The 15,492-nt window shown below is 71.7% G+C and carries 14 protein-coding genes; 12 read left to right on the forward strand and 2 right to left on the reverse strand.

Annotation, left to right across the window (positions count from 1 at the left end):
• Window positions 1-45: 45 nt before the first annotated feature.
• Window positions 46-750 (forward strand): response regulator transcription factor, encoded by a 705-nt coding sequence (locus tag ACFP1Z_RS31720; protein WP_390321207.1) that lies wholly within the window; start codon window positions 46-48, stop codon window positions 748-750.
• A gap of 16 nt (window positions 751-766) precedes the next feature.
• A complete protein-coding gene (locus ACFP1Z_RS31725; RefSeq protein ID WP_390321208.1) occupies window positions 767-2,179 on the forward strand; it encodes a sensor histidine kinase in 1,413 nt (470 codons plus the stop codon).
• A gap of 13 nt (window positions 2,180-2,192) precedes the next feature.
• Here the strand turns inward: ACFP1Z_RS31725 and ACFP1Z_RS31730 are convergent, their stop codons facing one another.
• Window positions 2,193-3,191, reverse strand: coding sequence for a TAXI family TRAP transporter solute-binding subunit (locus ACFP1Z_RS31730; RefSeq protein WP_390321210.1), 999 nt, complete (start codon window positions 3,189-3,191; stop codon window positions 2,193-2,195).
• Window positions 3,192-4,008: 817 nt separating this feature from the next.
• Here ACFP1Z_RS31730 and ACFP1Z_RS31735 point away from each other — a divergent pair.
• Window positions 4,009-5,031 carry a helix-turn-helix transcriptional regulator gene (locus tag ACFP1Z_RS31735; protein ID WP_390321211.1) on the forward strand — a complete coding sequence of 341 codons (1,023 nt, stop codon included), beginning with the start codon at window positions 4,009-4,011 and terminating at the stop codon, window positions 5,029-5,031.
• Between the two features lie 176 nt (window positions 5,032-5,207).
• Here ACFP1Z_RS31735 and ACFP1Z_RS31740 read toward each other — a convergent pair whose 3' ends face one another.
• Window positions 5,208-6,644 carry an MFS transporter gene (locus tag ACFP1Z_RS31740; protein ID WP_390321213.1) on the reverse strand — a complete coding sequence of 479 codons (1,437 nt, stop codon included), beginning with the start codon at window positions 6,642-6,644 and terminating at the stop codon, window positions 5,208-5,210.
• Between the two features lie 117 nt (window positions 6,645-6,761).
• On the opposite strand from ACFP1Z_RS31740, the gene ACFP1Z_RS31745 reads away from it, so the two are divergent.
• The 9 genes from ACFP1Z_RS31745 to ACFP1Z_RS31785 all read left to right on the forward strand — a co-directional run.
• Window positions 6,762-7,307 (forward strand): winged helix-turn-helix transcriptional regulator, encoded by a 546-nt coding sequence (locus ACFP1Z_RS31745; protein ID WP_390321214.1) that lies wholly within the window; start codon window positions 6,762-6,764, stop codon window positions 7,305-7,307.
• A gap of 234 nt (window positions 7,308-7,541) precedes the next feature.
• Window positions 7,542-7,949: a carboxymuconolactone decarboxylase family protein gene (locus ACFP1Z_RS31750; protein ID WP_390321215.1), complete on the forward strand. Its 408-nt coding sequence runs from the start codon at window positions 7,542-7,544 to the stop codon at window positions 7,947-7,949.
• Between the two features lie 151 nt (window positions 7,950-8,100).
• Window positions 8,101-10,044 (forward strand): FAD/NAD(P)-binding protein, encoded by a 1,944-nt coding sequence (locus ACFP1Z_RS31755; protein WP_390321216.1) that lies wholly within the window; start codon window positions 8,101-8,103, stop codon window positions 10,042-10,044.
• On the forward strand, window positions 10,041-11,237 hold the full coding sequence (locus ACFP1Z_RS31760) for an acyl-CoA dehydrogenase family protein (RefSeq protein WP_390321218.1): 1,197 nt from the start codon (window positions 10,041-10,043) through the stop codon (window positions 11,235-11,237). Before ACFP1Z_RS31755 ends, ACFP1Z_RS31760 begins: the two co-directional genes overlap by 4 nt.
• Window positions 11,218-11,709: a PaaI family thioesterase gene (locus ACFP1Z_RS31765; RefSeq protein ID WP_390321219.1), complete on the forward strand. Its 492-nt coding sequence runs from the start codon at window positions 11,218-11,220 to the stop codon at window positions 11,707-11,709. The genes ACFP1Z_RS31760 and ACFP1Z_RS31765 overlap by 20 nt, the downstream gene beginning before the upstream one ends.
• A gap of 29 nt (window positions 11,710-11,738) precedes the next feature.
• Window positions 11,739-12,203 (forward strand): PaaI family thioesterase, encoded by a 465-nt coding sequence (locus ACFP1Z_RS31770; RefSeq protein ID WP_390321220.1) that lies wholly within the window; start codon window positions 11,739-11,741, stop codon window positions 12,201-12,203.
• A 100-nt stretch (window positions 12,204-12,303) separates the two neighbouring features.
• Window positions 12,304-13,302 carry a methyltransferase gene (locus ACFP1Z_RS31775; protein WP_390321222.1) on the forward strand — a complete coding sequence of 333 codons (999 nt, stop codon included), beginning with the start codon at window positions 12,304-12,306 and terminating at the stop codon, window positions 13,300-13,302.
• Entirely contained in the window at window positions 13,299-14,903 is a 1,605-nt protein-coding gene (locus tag ACFP1Z_RS31780) for an AMP-binding protein (protein ID WP_390321224.1), read from the forward strand. The genes ACFP1Z_RS31775 and ACFP1Z_RS31780 overlap by 4 nt, the downstream gene beginning before the upstream one ends.
• Before the next feature lie 90 nt (window positions 14,904-14,993).
• The coding region (locus ACFP1Z_RS31785) for an S-adenosylmethionine synthetase N-terminal domain-containing protein (protein WP_390321225.1) at window positions 14,994-15,492 on the forward strand (499 nt) is incomplete at its 3' end.

Raw genomic sequence — 15,492 nt, forward strand, 5'->3', positions numbered from 1 at the left:
CCGCGCCGGGCCGCCGGGTGCGCCGGGGCCGCAGGGAGGGGGCCGATGAGACTTCTGCTCGTGGAGGACGACGACCACGTCGCCGCCGCGCTGGCGGCGGTGCTCTCCCGGCACGGCTTCGACGTCGCCCACGCCCGCAGCGGTGAGGAGGCGCTGCGTGCCCTGCTGCCCGACACCGGACCGCCGTTCGCCGTCGTCCTGCTCGACCTCGGCCTGCCCGACCAGGACGGCTTCGAGGTGTGCGGCAGGATCCGCAGGTACTCCGCCACCCCCGTCATCATGGTCACCGCGCGCGCCGACACCCGCTCGAAGATCCACGGCCTGAACCTCGGCGCGGACGACTACGTCGTCAAGCCCTACGACACCGGTGAACTCCTCGCCCGGATCCACGCCGTGGCCCGGCGCACCCCCGTCGGCCGCGGCACCGGGACCGTCCCCGGCCCCGAGGGGCCGCCCGCGCTGCGGCTCGGTCCGCTGACCATCGAACTCCCCAACCGCCAGGTGTCCGTGGGCGGTACGGACATCCCGCTCACCCGCAAGGAGTTCGACCTGCTCGCGCTGCTCGCCCAGCGCCCGGGTGTCGTCTTCCGCCGGGAGCAGATCATCAGCGAGGTGTGGCGCACCAGCTGGGAGGGGACCGGACGCACCCTGGAGGTGCACATCGCCTCCCTGCGCGCCAAGCTGCGGATGCCCTCGCTCATCGAGACGGTCCGCGGCGTCGGCTACAAGATCGTCGTCCCGGCCGCGTGAGGGCCCGGCGAGGCACGTGCGCACCCGACTCCTGCCGCTGCTGATCGTCCTGCTGGCGGGCGTGCTGCTGGCTCTGGGCCTGCCGCTGGCCGTCAGCCTGGCCGCGGCCGAGCAGCAGCGCCTGGTCGTCGACCGCATCGACGACAGCGCCCGCTTCGCCGCCCTGGCCCAGTACGTCAGCAGCGACCCCGCCGGCCGGCAGGTGTCCTCCGACGAGCGGCTCAACACCCTGCGCTCCGAACTCGCGCGCTATCAGGACCTGTACGGCATCCGGGCCGGCGTCTTCCTGCGTGACGGCGGGCCCATGGCCGTCGCCCCGGGGGGCTGGTCGATGCCCGAGGGCGGCGAGGGGCGGCGGGCCTTCCAGGAGGCCCTAGCGGGCCGCCGCAGCCACGATCCCGCGCAGGTGTGGCCGCTGCAGGAGCGGCGGATAGCCGTGGCCTCGCCCGTCATCCGTGACGGGGACGTCGTCGCGGTGGTCGTCACCGACTCGCCCACCGCGGCGCTGCGTTCGCGCATCCTGCACTCCTGGCTGCTGCTCGCGGCGGGGGAGACCGCGGCGACGCTGGTGGCGGTGGGCGCCGCCTTCCGGCTCACCGGGTGGGTGCTGCGGCCCGTACGCACCCTGGACGCCGCCGCCCACGGCATAGCGACCGGACGGCTCAACTCGCGGGTCGCCGTCGACAGCGGGCCGCCCGAACTGCGCCGCCTGGCACGCTCGTTCAACGAGATGGCCGACAACGTCGAGAGCGTCCTGGAACAGCAGCGCGCCTTCGTCGCCGACGCCTCGCACCAACTGCGCAACCCCCTGGCCGCGTTGCTGCTGCGCATCGACCTGCTCGCCCTGGACCTGCCCGAGGGGCACGAGGAGGTCGCCTCCGTGCGCGGCGAGGGCAAGCGTCTGGCGCGTGTCCTGGACGATCTGCTGGACCTCGCGCTCGCCGAGCACGCGGCCGCCGACCCCCAGCTGACCGACATCGCCGCGCTCGTCGCGGACCGGGTGGACGCCTGGTCCCCGGTCGCCGACCGGGAGGAGATCGCCCTGTCCTACCGGGGACCGGCCGCCGTCACCGGGTGGGCCGACCCGGTGGCCCTCTCCAGCGCCCTGGACGCCGTCGTCGACAACGCCCTGAAGTTCACCCCCGCAGGCGCCGACGTCGAGGTGGACGTCGCGGCACGCGGCGACAGCGTCGCCGTCACCGTCGCCGACCACGGGCCGGGGCTGACCGAGGACGAACTGGCGCGTGTCGGCGACCGGTTCTGGCGCAGCGGCCGCCATCAGAACGTCTCCGGCTCCGGCCTGGGCCTGTCCATCTCCCGCGCGCTGCTCGCCGAGGGCGGCGCCACCCTCGCGTACGCCCCGAACACGCCGCACGGTCTGCGCGTGACCATCGAGGTGCCGCGCGACGGCGGGCATCACGCCGGGTGAGCCGCGCACTGTGTCACGGCTTGACCGACAGGTAGTACCGGCGGGCCCCGGTGTGCAGGGGCAGGGGGTCGGTGAAGATCGCCGACCGGAGGTCCACTTTCTGTGCCGCGTGAACCGTCCTGCCTATGCGGTCGCGGCTGTTGACCACGGTCCTGGTGACGCTTTCCGCCAGATCGGCATCGACGCGGTCCGTCGTGACGAGCAGATTCGCGACCGCGAGCGTCTTCACCGGCTGGTCGGCGGCGAGTTCCGGGTAGGCGTCCACCGGCATCACCGCCGCCCGGTAGTAGCGCGACTCCGGGCCGAGCGTGTGCAGGCTCCCGATGAGGTCGTCCAGTTGCACCAGGCGGATCGACAGCCTGCGCCCCAGCGACTGCACGGCGTTCGTCGGCAGTCCGCCGGACCAGAAGAACGCGTCCAGTTCCCCCCGTTCCAGCAGCCCCGGCATGAGGTCGATGCCGACGCGGACGGGCTCGATGTCCCGGTCGAGGTCCAGCCCCGCCGCCCGCAGCAGCCGTCGCGTGATCAGCTGCACCCCGGACCCGTCCGTACCGACCCCCACCCGCAGCCCCTTGAGCTCCCGCGCCGACCGCACGCGCGAGTGCTTCTGGACCACCAGCTGGATGTAGTCGTCGTACAGCCGCGCGCAGGCCCGCAGTTCCGCCGCCCCCGGCCGCCCGCGGTCCCGGTAGGTGGCCACGGCGTCCGCCGCGGCCAGGGTGAAGGCCGCCTCCCCGGAGGCGACCCGGCTCAGGTTGTCCAGCGAACCCTGGCTGCGCTGCAACCGCACGTCCAGGTGCGGCATCTCCCGGGCCAGCTCCTCCTTGAGCAGATCGCCGTACTTCGCGTACACCCCTGTCGGTACCCCGGTCGCGAACGTCATCCGCCCGCTCGGGGACGCCCCGCCGTGCAGCGACACCAGCCACCACACCAGCAGCGCGAACGCGACGGCGGCCGCGGCGCCCGCGCGCACGGCGCGGCGCCCGGCCGGGCGCGGGAACCGGAGGGCCATGAGCGGATCCTGCCAGTCCGGGTGCGGGCGTACCAGGGGCCGTCAACGGCGCGGTACGTGTGGTGGTCCGGGGGTGGAGGCACCGGAACGACCGTCAAATGAACCCCAAGCAGTGGCCAATAAAATCCCAAGTGACGTTCACCAAAAGGGGAGTCGAGAAGGAAACCGCTTGGTCAGTATGATGCTCGGGTGACAGTGTGCGGGACCAGCGCCCGCACGTGTAAGTGCAAGTCAGGCGGCACTCGCTGCGCATGCGCGGTGGTGGGCCTGTGTACTCGGGGGTGTCATGCGAATGCGGTTCACGTGGGCAGTGCGCAGAACGGTCAGGCCGGGACGGGTGCGGTGAGACCGGCGGGCGGTCCTCGACCGTGACGCGGGGCAGGGCCACGGCCGGCCGCTGACGCACCCGCGACAGCCTTCCGGTACCGGCGCCGCCGCATCGGCGGAGCGCGCGCTCCCGACGGCGTCCGCCGTGCCTCCGTCGGCCGCCCGGTGAACCGTCCCTCCCGGCCTCCTCGCCCCGGCAACACGCCCCGTCCGCTGACGGAATCCGGCGTTCCGCCGTGAAATCCGGCCACCGACAGACACGTTGCGGACCATCTGTCCACTGCGGCCCCTGGAGCCATGTGCGCGGGATCCCCGCTGCGGCACGCCGAACGAACCGTTCCGGAAGCCGCGTTCGAGGACGGCCGCCCGACAGGACGTCGCCGCGCGCGGACAGCCGTCCCGGTCGGACCGGAATCCCGTCACCCCTCTTCCCGACACCCACAGGCGTCCCACCGTCTCGGCCCCACACGACCCGAAGGGATGTGGCAGCATGAAGGTTTCGCTCACCACAGGCACGGATCTCGACGATCAGCTGACGCAGCTGACCGCGGCAGAAATAGCGTTGTACCGGCGTATCGTGACGGAAGGCCCCCTGGAGATCGCGACGTTGGCCTCGGACGGGCGGCCGGAAGAGACGGATCCGGCAGTCGACAAGCTGATCGCCCTCGGGCTGGTGCGCAGACTGGGAGCCGACCGGCTGGCCGCCGTCGATCCGGCCGACGTCTCGGACCGGCTGCTGCAGGGCTGGGAGGAGCGGGTGCAGTGCGCGCATCTGGACCTGCTGTGGGCCCGGGGCCAGCTCGCCGAACTGGGACTCATCTACGACACCCAGCAGCACCCCGCCCAGGGGGCGCAGTTCGAGCGGGTCGAGTCGTTCGAGGACGTGATGCGCACCATGGCGCGGCAGGTGGGCGAGAGCCGTGAGGAAGTGCTCTCCTCCCTGCCGGGCGGCCCCCGTTCGGCCATGGAGCTGCCCGGCTCCCGGGACTGGGAGCGGGATCTGCTCGGGCGCGGGGTCCGGCTGCGCACCCTGTACCAGCACGCGGCCCGTTTCCACCCGCCGACGGTGGCGTACGCCGAGGAGGTCACCGGGCTGGGCGCGGACGTCAGGACGATCACCGGCAATCTCGCCCGGTTCGTGGTCTTCGACCGCGAGGTGCTCGTCGTGCCGCTGCGCGGCACCCCGAAGGGCGTCGTGGTCGTCCGCAACGAGGCCGTGGTGACCTTCGCGGTCGAGATGTTCAACAGGCTCTGGGCCGTGGGCGAACCCATCACCAAGCCCAACGACAAGACGTTCGTCCAGGATCTGGCCAACCAGACCAAGCGGTCCATCCTGCAGTATCTGATCGACGGCGCGGACGACCGCGCGACCGCCCGCGCGCTGGGCATCTCGGTGCGGACCTGCCAGCGGCACGTCTCGGAGATCATGCGGTCGCTCGGCGCTTCCAGCCGTCTCCAACTGGGCTATCTGCTCCGGGAGAAGGGAATGCCGGAGGGCCTGTCGGCGGCGTGAGACCGGCTGCCCGACGCGCCTTCGCCGCAACCGGGGGCCGTGGCTCCCCCTGACGCCGCTCCGTTCCTGTGCGCAGGGGAGCCCGGCCGCCGGCATGCCCGGCCGGGCTCCCGCCGCCCGTCCGCTCGCACCGCGCCGGCGGGAGGTCCCCTCACGGCGCGCCGCGGGCGGCGGGTTCACGCGGACCTTTCGAGCTCCAGCTCGCCAGGGACCTCCACGGCGTGGCGCGGCCGGGGCCGCTCCCGGCACAGGGCGACCAGCACCGCGCCGAGTACGGCCAGGGCGCCCGCGACCACCCCGGCGTAGTTCATGCCGACGCTCATCTCGTGCGCGGGACCGCCGCCCCGGGGGGAGAGGGCCAGGATGGCGGCCATGAGCGCGACACCGATCGAGGACCCCAGGTAGCGCGAGGCGTTGCCGGCGGCCGATCCCATCGCCACGCGGTGGGCCGGGACGCTGCGCACGGCCAGACCGGCCAGGGCCGCGTTCACCACGCCGCTGCCGATACCGGCCAGGGCCATGCCGGGCACGAACTGCCACCACGGGGAGGCGCTGTCGATGCCGATGAGGGCGAGTTCGCCGACACCGCACACGGCCAGGCCCGCGGCCACCTGCTGACGGTCCCCGACCCGGCCGACCATGCGCCGGGCCTGGGGCGCGGCCACGAAGGACAGGCCCGACCAGATCGCGAGGACGAGGGCGCTCTGCAAGGGGCTCATGCCCAGCACCTTCTGCGCGGATATCGGGATGTACGTCATGAACCCGATGACGCCGATGCCGGTCACCAGGGCGCCGACCGCGGACGCGACGAAGGCGGGCCGCCGCAGCAGTTGCAGGTCGAGCATCGGGTCGGCGGCGCGCTTCTCGATCCACACGAAGCCGGCCAGCAGGACCAGCGCGGCCACCAGGAAGGCGAGGACGTGCGGCTGTGTCCAGCCGCCCCGCCCCTCGATGAGCGCGGCGATGAGGAGGGACACACCGGCGGCGACGGTCACCACGCCGCCCGCGTCGAACCTGCGCCGCTGCTCGGCGCGGGACTCCGTCAGGGACGCGAGCCCCCACAGGGTGACGAGGGCGGAGACCGCGGCGATGATCCAGTAGGCGGTCTGCCACGGCGCGACCTTGATCAGGAGTGCGGAGTACACCGGGCCGATCGCGATGCCGCCGCCCACCATCGCGCCCCACAGTCCCGTGGCGCGCGCGCGTTCCGGGCCGGGCGGGAAGGCGTGGCCCAGCAGTCCGAGGCTGGATGCGAGCAGGGCGGCGCTGGCGCCGCCCTGGACGACCCGGCCGACGACGAACACCGCGGTGGTCGGCGCGAGGGCGCACACGGCGCTGGCGAGGACGAGGAGCGTACCGCCGGCGGTGAAGATCCGCTTGCGGCCGTGGTCGTCGGCGAGGGTCCCCGCGACCATCAGGCACGCCGCGAGCCCGATGCTGATGCTGCCCAGGATCCAGGTCTGTCCCGAGGGCCCGGAGCCGAGCGCCTTCGCCAGGACCTGCACGGTCGGGATGGGGGTCGTGAAATTGATGAGTACGAGAAGGGTGGCCGCGCACGAGATCGCGAGCGTCGCGCGGGCTGGGGACCGGTGCTCGACCGGCTCGTTCGTCACTGCTGCTCCCGGGGTCGGTGGAGGAAATGCCGGAAGGAAGGAACGGCGTCACTGTAGCAGCGGTGATTCAATCATTGAACTACATGGTTCAGTCAATGCACTGCTACTCTGGGGTGCGTGGGACTGGGACGCGGCTATACAAAACAGGACTGTTCGCTGGCCCGTGCGCTGGAAGTGGTCGGCGAGCGCTGGACGTTGCTCGTCCTGCGCGACTGCTTCTACGGCGTGCGGCGCTTCGCCGACTTCCACGCCCATCTGGACATCCCGCGGGCGGTGCTCACCGACCGGCTCAAGGCCCTCGTGGCCGCGGGAGTCGTCGACCGCCGGCAGCACCCCACGGGGGTCGAGGTCGACTACGTGCTCACCGAGCAGGGGCTCGAACTGTGGCCCACCGTCTTCACGTTGGTGCAGTGGGGGGAGCGGTGGCTCGCCCCCGACGGGGCGCGGCGGGTGTTCGGCCACGCCCCGTGCGGTACGGACCTGTCCGCCGCCGGACAGTGCCCCCGTTGCGGGACCTGCCCGCCGCCCGGCGAGCTGACCATACGTCAGGGACCGGGAGCGGACGCGTCCCTGCGCGACGACCGCGTCAGCGTGGCGCTGCGGCGCGGCCCGCACCGGCTGCTGACCGAGCTCTTCCCGGCCCCCGGCACTTTCCCCGCCTGAGCCGGCCGCACCCGGCCGAAGACCGGGTGCGCGGCGGTCCGCACCCGCTCGTCCCTTTCCTTCCTTTCCTTGCTCTCCTCTTTGCGACAGTCGTGATCGTGACACCTGCCGAACCGGCCCGCGCGGCACGGGAAATGGCAGACTCCTGGTGAGGCGGACGGCCGGGGCCCGCAGGTGTCCGGCCGTCCTTCGAAAGGCGCGGAAAGCGCGCCTGAAAACCAGGGGGAATCAAGCGTGACCAGCTCGGAACGGGCATCCGGAGACGCGGTGCGGCGTGAAGTCCTGGGAGACGAGTACGTCGACGGGGTGTCCGACACCTGGGCCGGTGCGGCCCAGATGCAGGATCTGGTCGTGCGTTTCGCATGGGGCACCGTCTGGTCGAGGCCGGGATTCGACCGCACCACACGCAGTCTGCTCACCGTCGCCGTGCTCACGGCGCTGAACCGCAAGCACGAGCTGGAACTCCACATCGGTGGCGCGCTGCGCAACGGATGCACGGTCGACGATCTCGTCGAGGTCGCCCTGCACTGCGCGGTGTACTGCGGGATGCCCGCGGCGATCGACACCGTACGCCTGATCAAGCAGGTCAGCGACCGGCGGACGCCGGCCGGCACGGCAGCGGCCGCACCGCCCCGGAGCTGACGGGCACACCGCCACGGCGGACCCGGAAACGTACTTCGCGCTGCCGCGCCGAACCCGCGGAAATCCTTGAGGAAACACGGACGTTCGGCCTGCCGTGCCCGCGCCCGGCTCGCGCACTTCATACCACTGGGAGAACCCTACGGAGTCCCCCATGACATACACGACAGTGCATACCGTTGGAATAGTCGGCGTCGGCCCTCGTGGATTGTCCGTCCTGGAGCGAATAGTCGAGAACGCACGCGCCCGGACCGATATCCCCATCGTGGTCGACATATTTGAACCCGCCCGGTTCGGCTCGGGCGAGGTATGGCGGACGGACCAGTCCCCCGATCTGCTCATGAATATCGTCGCTTCCCAGATCACCGCGTACGCGGACGACACCGTGCGTATGGCGGGCCCGGTCCGGGAAGGGCCGAGCCTGTACGAATGGTCGGCCCTGCTCTCCGCCGGAAAGATCGACGGGGACTATCCGCGGCAGGTGCTCGCGGAAGCCGCCGCCATCCACGAGAACAGCTACAGCCGCAGGTCCTTCTACGGGCACTACCTGGAATGGGCCTACCGCGAGGTGCTGCGCAACCGTCCCGCGCACATCGACGTCCGTGAGCACCGCTGCAAGGTGGCCTCGGTCCTGGACACCGTCAAGGGCACCCAGATCGTCACCACCGAGCACGGCACGATCCACGAGGTCGACGAACTGGTCCTGGCCACCGGCCACGGAGCGGTGGACCCCTCCGCCGAGGAGCGTACCCTGCGGGACTTCGCCACCGCCGTGGGCGGCCGCTACTACCCGCCGGCCAACCCGGCCGACGTGGACCTCGACGCGATCGAGCCCGGCCAGCCCGTGCTCGTACGCGGTCTCGGCCTGTCCTTCTTCGACTACATGTCCCTGCTCACGCAGGGGCGGGGCGGCACGTACCGGCGCACGGAGAGCGGGCTCGTGTACCTGCCGTCCGGCAACGAGCCCCGCATCGTGTGCGGTTCACGCCGCGGCGTCCCCCTGCACGGCAGGGCGGACAACGAGAAGGGCGACCTGCGCTACGAGCCGATGTTCATCACCGAGTCACGGATCGGGCAACTGCGGGCCGCCGCGGGCCCCGACGGGGCGCTGGACTTCCGGCGCGCGTGCTGGCCACTGATCGCCAAGGAAGTCGAGACCGTCTACTACACCCGCCTCGTCGCCGACAGCCGGTCGGAGCCGGCGGCCCTGGAGTTCTGCGCGCGCTACGCCGCGGAGCCCTGGGGCGACGAGGGCGAACACCGCGTCCTGCGCGCCTTCGGCGTCCGGGAGGAGCAGTACTGGGACTGGGACCGCGTGGCCCAGCCGTGGACCGACGACGACATCCGCACCAAGGACGCGTGGCGGAGCTTCCTGCGCTCCTACCTGACCGCCGACGTCCGCGAGGCACGCCGGGGCAACATCACCAGCCCGCTCAAGGCCGCCGTGGACGTCCTGCGCGACATCCGCAACGAGATGCGCTACATGATGAACAACGGTGGCATCGAAGGCGATTCGTACAAGAGGGACGTCGACGGCTGGTTCAACTCCCTGCACGCCTTCCTCTCGCTCGGCCCGCCCTGGAGCCGCGTCGAGGAACTCGTCGCCCTGATGGACGCCGGGGTGGTCGACGTGGCCGGACCCCAGTTCTCGGTGGACTTCGACAGCGAGGACGCGGTGTTCGCCGGAGCCTCGCTGGTGCCCGGGGACCGCCACCGCAGCCTCGTCCTGATCGACGCGCGGCTGCCGAAGGTCGACCTGGCCAGGACCAGCAACCGGGTCCTCGCCCACCTGAAGAAGCAGGAACAGGTCAAGCGCTTCTCGGTGAAGACCGCTTCGGCCGGCGAGTACATCACCGGCGGAGTGGCGGTCACCGAGCGGCCGTTCCGGGTCGTCCGCAGCGACGGATCGGTCCACCCCCGCCGCTATGTGTTCGGCGTACCCACCGAGGGCGCCAACTGGGTCACCGAGACCGGCATCAGACCCAACGTCAACTCCATCACCGTGGGAGACAGCGACGCCATCGCGCGGGCCGTCCTCGGGCTGTCCACGGAAGAGACCGACCCGCGCACCGCGACACAAGGAGAAGACCCCGCATGAGCCCGCTGTCCGCCACTGTGCCGGACCCCGTGGACATCCTCGCCGTCGACGACGAACTCGACCCGACCGAACGGGACATCCGCGACACCGTACGGTCCTTCGCCAAGGCCGAACTCACCCCGTACATCACCGAGTGGTTCGAAGCCGGCGCGATGCCCCGCGACGTCGCCAAGCAGATCGGCGCGCTGGGCCTGCTCGGCATGCACCTGGAGGGCTACGGCTGCGCGGGCACCAGCGCCACCGCCTACGGCGTGGCCTGCCGCGAACTGGAGGCCGTCGACTCCGGGCTGCGCTCCTTCGTCTCGACCCAGGGATCGCTGGCGATGTACGCCATCCACCGCTACGGGTCGGACGAGCAGCGGCAGCGCTGGCTCCCGGCGATGGCCGCCGGCGAGGCGATCGGCTGTTTCGGGCTGACCGAACCCGACGCCGGCTCCGACCCCAGTGCGATGCGCACGCGGGCCCGGCGCGACGGCGGCGACTGGGTGCTCGACGGCACCAAACTGTGGATCACCAACAGCCCGATCGCCGACGTCGCCGTGGTCTGGGCACAGACCGACCCGGACCGGGGCGCCAAGGGCATCCGCGGCTTCGTGGTCCCGGCCGGCACCCCCGGCTTCACCGTGAACGAGGTCCGCGGCAAGCTCTCCCTGCGCGCCTCGGCGACCGGTGAACTCGTCCTGGAATCCGTGCGGTTGCCCAAGGACGCCGTCCTGCCGGGCAGCGGCGGGCTGTCCGCACCGCTGTCCTGCCTGAGCGAGGCCCGGTTCGGCATCGCCTGGGGCGCCGTCGGCGCCGCCCGCGCCTGCTACGAGGCGGCGCTCACCTACGCCGGCCAGCGCGAGCAGTTCGGCCGCCCGATCGCCGGATTCCAGCTCACCCAGCGCAAGCTGGCGGAGATGGCGGTGACGGTGGCCCAGGCGTCCCTGCTGGCCGCGCGGCTCGGCCGGCTCAAGGACGCCGGCCGGCTGGACCCGGCCCACATCAGCGTCGGCAAACTGGCCAACGTCCGTACGGCGCTGGAGGTCGCGCGCAGCGCGCGCACCGTCCTCGGCGGCAACGGCATCACCCTCGAATACCCGGTGTTCCGGCACATGGTCAATCTGGAGACCGTGCTGACCTACGAGGGCACCGAGGAAATGCACACCCTGTCCATCGGCAAGGCGGTGACCGGTGTCCAGGCCTTCCGCTGACCCGGCCGCCGAGCAGGCCGCCGCCCCGCACGGGGACCCGGCGCGCGACGGGACCGGCGCGGCCGGACTGCCCGGCTGCGACCCGGCGCGGGCAGGAGCCTTCGTCGCCGTCGCCGGACTGGTCGTCGACGAGGCGAGCGCCGCCCGCGTACGCGGCCACCTCGACCTCGGGGCGCACCACCACACCCCCTGGGGCATCGTCAACGGCGGCGTCTACACGACGGCCGTCGAGAGCGCGGCCGCCGTCGGCGCCTCGGCGGCCGTGGCCGACCGCGGCCAGTACGCCGTCGCCGTGCACGTCTCCACCGATCTGCTGCGGTCACGGACCGGGGGCCGGGCCGAGGTCGTCGCCGAACCGGTGCACCAGGGACGCTCCCAGCAGCTGTGGGCCGTGACGATCCACGACGGACGGCCCATCGCCCGCGGCCAGGTGCGGCTGCAGAACATCCCGCTCGGCCGGGGCCCCGCCTGATCAGCCGACAGCCCGTCACAGGAGAGAACATGGCCGCGATCCCCGACCCCTCCCCGGAGTCCTGCCCCGACCCCTTCCCGGACCTCGGCCTCGACGCGGCGAGCCGCTTCGCCGCGACGCTCGGCCTGATCTTCGACGTCGTGCGCGGCGACGGCGTCACGGGCCACCTCGAACTCGGCCCCCACCACCACAGCGCGTGGGGCACCGTCCACGGCGGCGTCTACAGCACGGTCGTCGAACGGGCCGCCAGCGTGGGCGCGTCACGCGCCGTCGCCGACAAGGGCCGCTTCGCCGTCGGCGTGCACAACGCCACCGACGTCTTCGTCACCGAGGTCCGGGGACCGGCCCTGGTGGAGGCCCGGCCGGTGTTCCAGGGGGAACTCCAGCAGCTGTGGTCCGTCGAGATCCGGGCCCTCCCCGGGAACACCCTGCTGGCCCGTGGCCAGCTGCGGCTGCAGAACGTCGCCGGACGGTCCACCGGTCACGACGGCTGACCGCCGCTCTCCGCGACCGCCGGAGAGCACGTGCACCCCGAAACGGGAACTCCGAAACCCCGAAACCCCGAAACTCCGAAACTCCGAAAGGAAACACCGCATGAACGAGTCCCCGGCCCGCCGGATACTGGACCTGATGATCGGCTACTGGGCGTCCCAGAGCGTCTACGTGGCGACGAAACTGAACCTCCCCGAGCACATCGAAGCCGGGCACACGACCAGCCGGCAGCTCGCCGAGGTCACCGGCTCCCACCAGCGCTCGCTCTACCAAGTGATGCGCTTCCTCAGCGGCCTGGGCGTACTGAGCGGGGACGACGAGACCGGCTTCTCGCTGACCCCCGCCGGTGAGCTCCTCAAGGAGGACGCGCCCGACTCCCTGCGGGACCTCACCCTGATGTACGGCGAGGAGTTCTACCAGACCTGGGGCAACCTGCTGCACAACGTCCGCACCGGCCAGCCGGCCTTCGAGCGCACCTTCGGCGCGCCGATGTACCCGTACTTCACCGCCAACCAGGAGTCGGCCCGCCGCTTCGACGGGACCATGGCCGGCGGCGCGTTCTTCGAGGACCTGCCGCGCGTCCTCGACTTCTCCAAGGACACGACGGTCGTCGACATCGCCGGCGGGACCGGCGGGCTGCTGAGCGAGGTGCTCAAGGCCAACCCGCACCTGCGGGGCGTGCTGTTCGACCAGTCGCACGTCATCGAGGCCGCCAAGGGCGCCATGGCCGACCGCGGGCTGACCGACCGCGTCTCCTACGCCGAGGGCGACTACACCCGCTCCGTTCCGGACGGCGGCGACGTCTACCTGCTGTCCCGCATCCTGCACAGCCGCACCGACGAGTCCTGTGTCGAACTGCTCGGCCGCTGCCGCGAGGGCATGAGCGAGGACGGCCGGGTCGTGGTGCTGGAGCGCACCGTCCCGCCGACCGGTGAGTCCTCCCTGGGGCTCTGGTTCGACGTGCAGATGATGGTCCTCGTCGGGGGAACCGAGCGCAGCGAGAAGGAGTACGCGGAGCTGTTCGAGGGCGCCGGCCTGGTCCTGGACTCGGTCCTCCCGCTCTCCCTCGACATGTACGCCATCGTCGCGAGGCGCGCGTGAACGCGGCGGATGCGACCGTGCCCGGCCATGTGTTCACCGAGCTGACCCCGGTCTCCTTCCTGCGCCGCGCCGCCGCCGTGTTCGCCGAACGGCCCGCTGTTATCGACGGTGAATTCCGCTGCACCTATGCGGAGTTGTGGGAGCGGGCGCAGCGCATGGCGGGCCTGCTGGCCCGCCACGGCGTGCGGCCCGGCGACCGGGTGTGCCTGCTCGCCCCGAACACGCACCTGGCGCTTGAGGCCCACTACGGGGTGCCGCTGGCGGGCGCGGTCCTGGTCGCGCTGAACACCAGGCTGTCCGCCCCCGAGATCGCCTACATCGTCGAGCACAGCGGCGCCCGCCTGGTGCTCGCCGACACCGAGCTCCTCCCGCTCCTGGACCAGGCCCTGGCGGGGCTCGGCGAACCGCCGGCGGTCATCGCCTCGGACCACTACGACGACGCCGTCCTCACGGCACCGCCGCTGTGCGTCGAGGTGACCGACGAGCGGGGGCTGCTGTCCGTCAACTACACCAGTGGCACCACCGGCCGCCCCAAGGGCGTCATGTACCACCACAGGGGGGCGTATCTGAACGCCCTCGCGATGGCCTTCCACACCACGATGGACACCACGTCGCACTATCTGTGGACGCTGCCGATGTTCCACACCAACGGCTGGTGCTTCCCCTGGGCGGTCACCGCGGCCGGCGGGGTGCACCACTGCCTGCGCAAGGTCGACCCGGAGACCGTCTGGCGGGCCCTGCGGTCCGAGGGCATCACGCACCTGTGCGCCGCCCCGACCGTGCTGGCGATGCTCGCCGACCACCCCGGTGCGGCTCCCCTCGCGCACCGGGTCCGGGTCTTCACCGGAGGCGCGCCGCCGTGGCCGGCCCTGCTGGCCCGGACGACCGAACTGGGCCTGCGGGTACAGCACTTCTACGGGCTCACCGAGACCTTCGGCTGTGCCCTGCTGTGCGAGCCGCAGCCGGAATGGGAGGACCTGCCGCACGACGCGTGGCTGGGCAAGGTCGTCCGGCAGGGCATCCCCACCGTCGTCGGCGAGGCCGTCCGCCTCGTCGGCCGGGACGGTGAGCAGGTCCCGGACGACGGCGTCTCGCTCGGCGAGATCGAACTGCGCGGCAACAACGTCATGTCCGGGTACTACCGGGACGACGAGGCCACCGCCGCGGCCTCGGACGGGCCCTGGTTCCGTACCGGGGACCTCGCCGTGCGCCACCCGGACGGCTATCTCGAAATCCGCGACCGTGCCAAGGACGTCATCATCTCGGGCGGCGAGAACATCACGTCGGTCGAGGTGGAGAACACCCTGACCGACCACCCCGGAGTCGCCCAGGCCGCCGTGGTGGCGGGCCCTCACGAGGTGTGGGGAGAGGTGCCGGTCGCGTTCGTGGCCCTCAGGCCCGGGGCCGGCGTCGGCGAGCGCGAGCTCATCGACTTCGTGCGCTCCCGGATCGCCCACTTCAAGGCCCCCCGCCGCGTCGTCTTCGGCCCGCTGCCCACCACGTCCACCGGCAAGCCCCGCAAGAAGCTCCTGCGGGAGCGGGCCGCCGCGGTCCTCACGGCACCCGTGCCGGTCCCGGAGCACGCCGGCGAACCGTCATAAACCCTTCACGTCAAAACCGTTCACGTCATGAACCTTGTGCGTCGTTGAACATTCATGCCGTGAGCCAGTCATGGAAAGGACACGGGGGAGATGTCCCGCCGCCTGTTCACGTCGGAGTCTGTGACCGAGGGTCACCCCGACAAGATCGCTGACCAGATCAGCGACACGATTCTCGATGCCCTCCTGCGGGAGGACCCGGCGTCCCGTGTCGCCGTCGAGACCCTGATCACCACCGGTCTGGTGCATGTCGCCGGTGAGGTCACCACCAAGGCGTTCGCGCCGATCGCGCAGCTGGTGCGCGAGAAGGTCCTGGAGATCGGTTACGACTCCTCCAGGAAGGGCTTCGACGGCGCCTCCTGCGGCGTGTCGGTGTCCATCGGCGCCCAGTCCCCGGACATCGCCCAGGGCGTCGACACGGCCTACGAGTCGCGGGTCGAGGGTGCCGCCCCGGGCGAGGGAGGTGACGAGCTCGACAAGCAGGGTGCGGGCGACCAGGGTCTGATGTTCGGTTATGCCTGTGACGAGACCCCGGAGCTGATGCCGCTGCCGATCAGTCTGGCGCACCGGCTGTCGCGGCGGCTGACGGAGG

The sequence above is a fragment of the Streptomyces gamaensis genome, assembly GCF_042656465.1.
Taxonomy (GTDB): Bacteria; Actinomycetota; Actinomycetes; order Streptomycetales; family Streptomycetaceae; genus Streptomyces; species Streptomyces gamaensis.

Coding starts and splice junctions, on each gene's coding strand:
- ACFP1Z_RS31720 (WP_390321207.1), top strand. CDS start 46: ATGAGACTTCTGCTCGTGGAGGACGACGACCACGTCGCCGCCGCGCTG.
- ACFP1Z_RS31730 (WP_390321210.1), bottom strand. CDS start 3,191: ATGGCCCTCCGGTTCCCGCGCCCGGCCGGGCGCCGCGCCGTGCGCGCG.
- ACFP1Z_RS31735 (WP_390321211.1), top strand. CDS start 4,009: ATGAAGGTTTCGCTCACCACAGGCACGGATCTCGACGATCAGCTGACG.
- ACFP1Z_RS31755 (WP_390321216.1), top strand. CDS start 8,101: ATGACATACACGACAGTGCATACCGTTGGAATAGTCGGCGTCGGCCCT.
- ACFP1Z_RS31760 (WP_390321218.1), top strand. CDS start 10,041: ATGAGCCCGCTGTCCGCCACTGTGCCGGACCCCGTGGACATCCTCGCC.
- ACFP1Z_RS31770 (WP_390321220.1), top strand. CDS start 11,739: ATGGCCGCGATCCCCGACCCCTCCCCGGAGTCCTGCCCCGACCCCTTC.
- ACFP1Z_RS31775 (WP_390321222.1), top strand. CDS start 12,304: ATGAACGAGTCCCCGGCCCGCCGGATACTGGACCTGATGATCGGCTAC.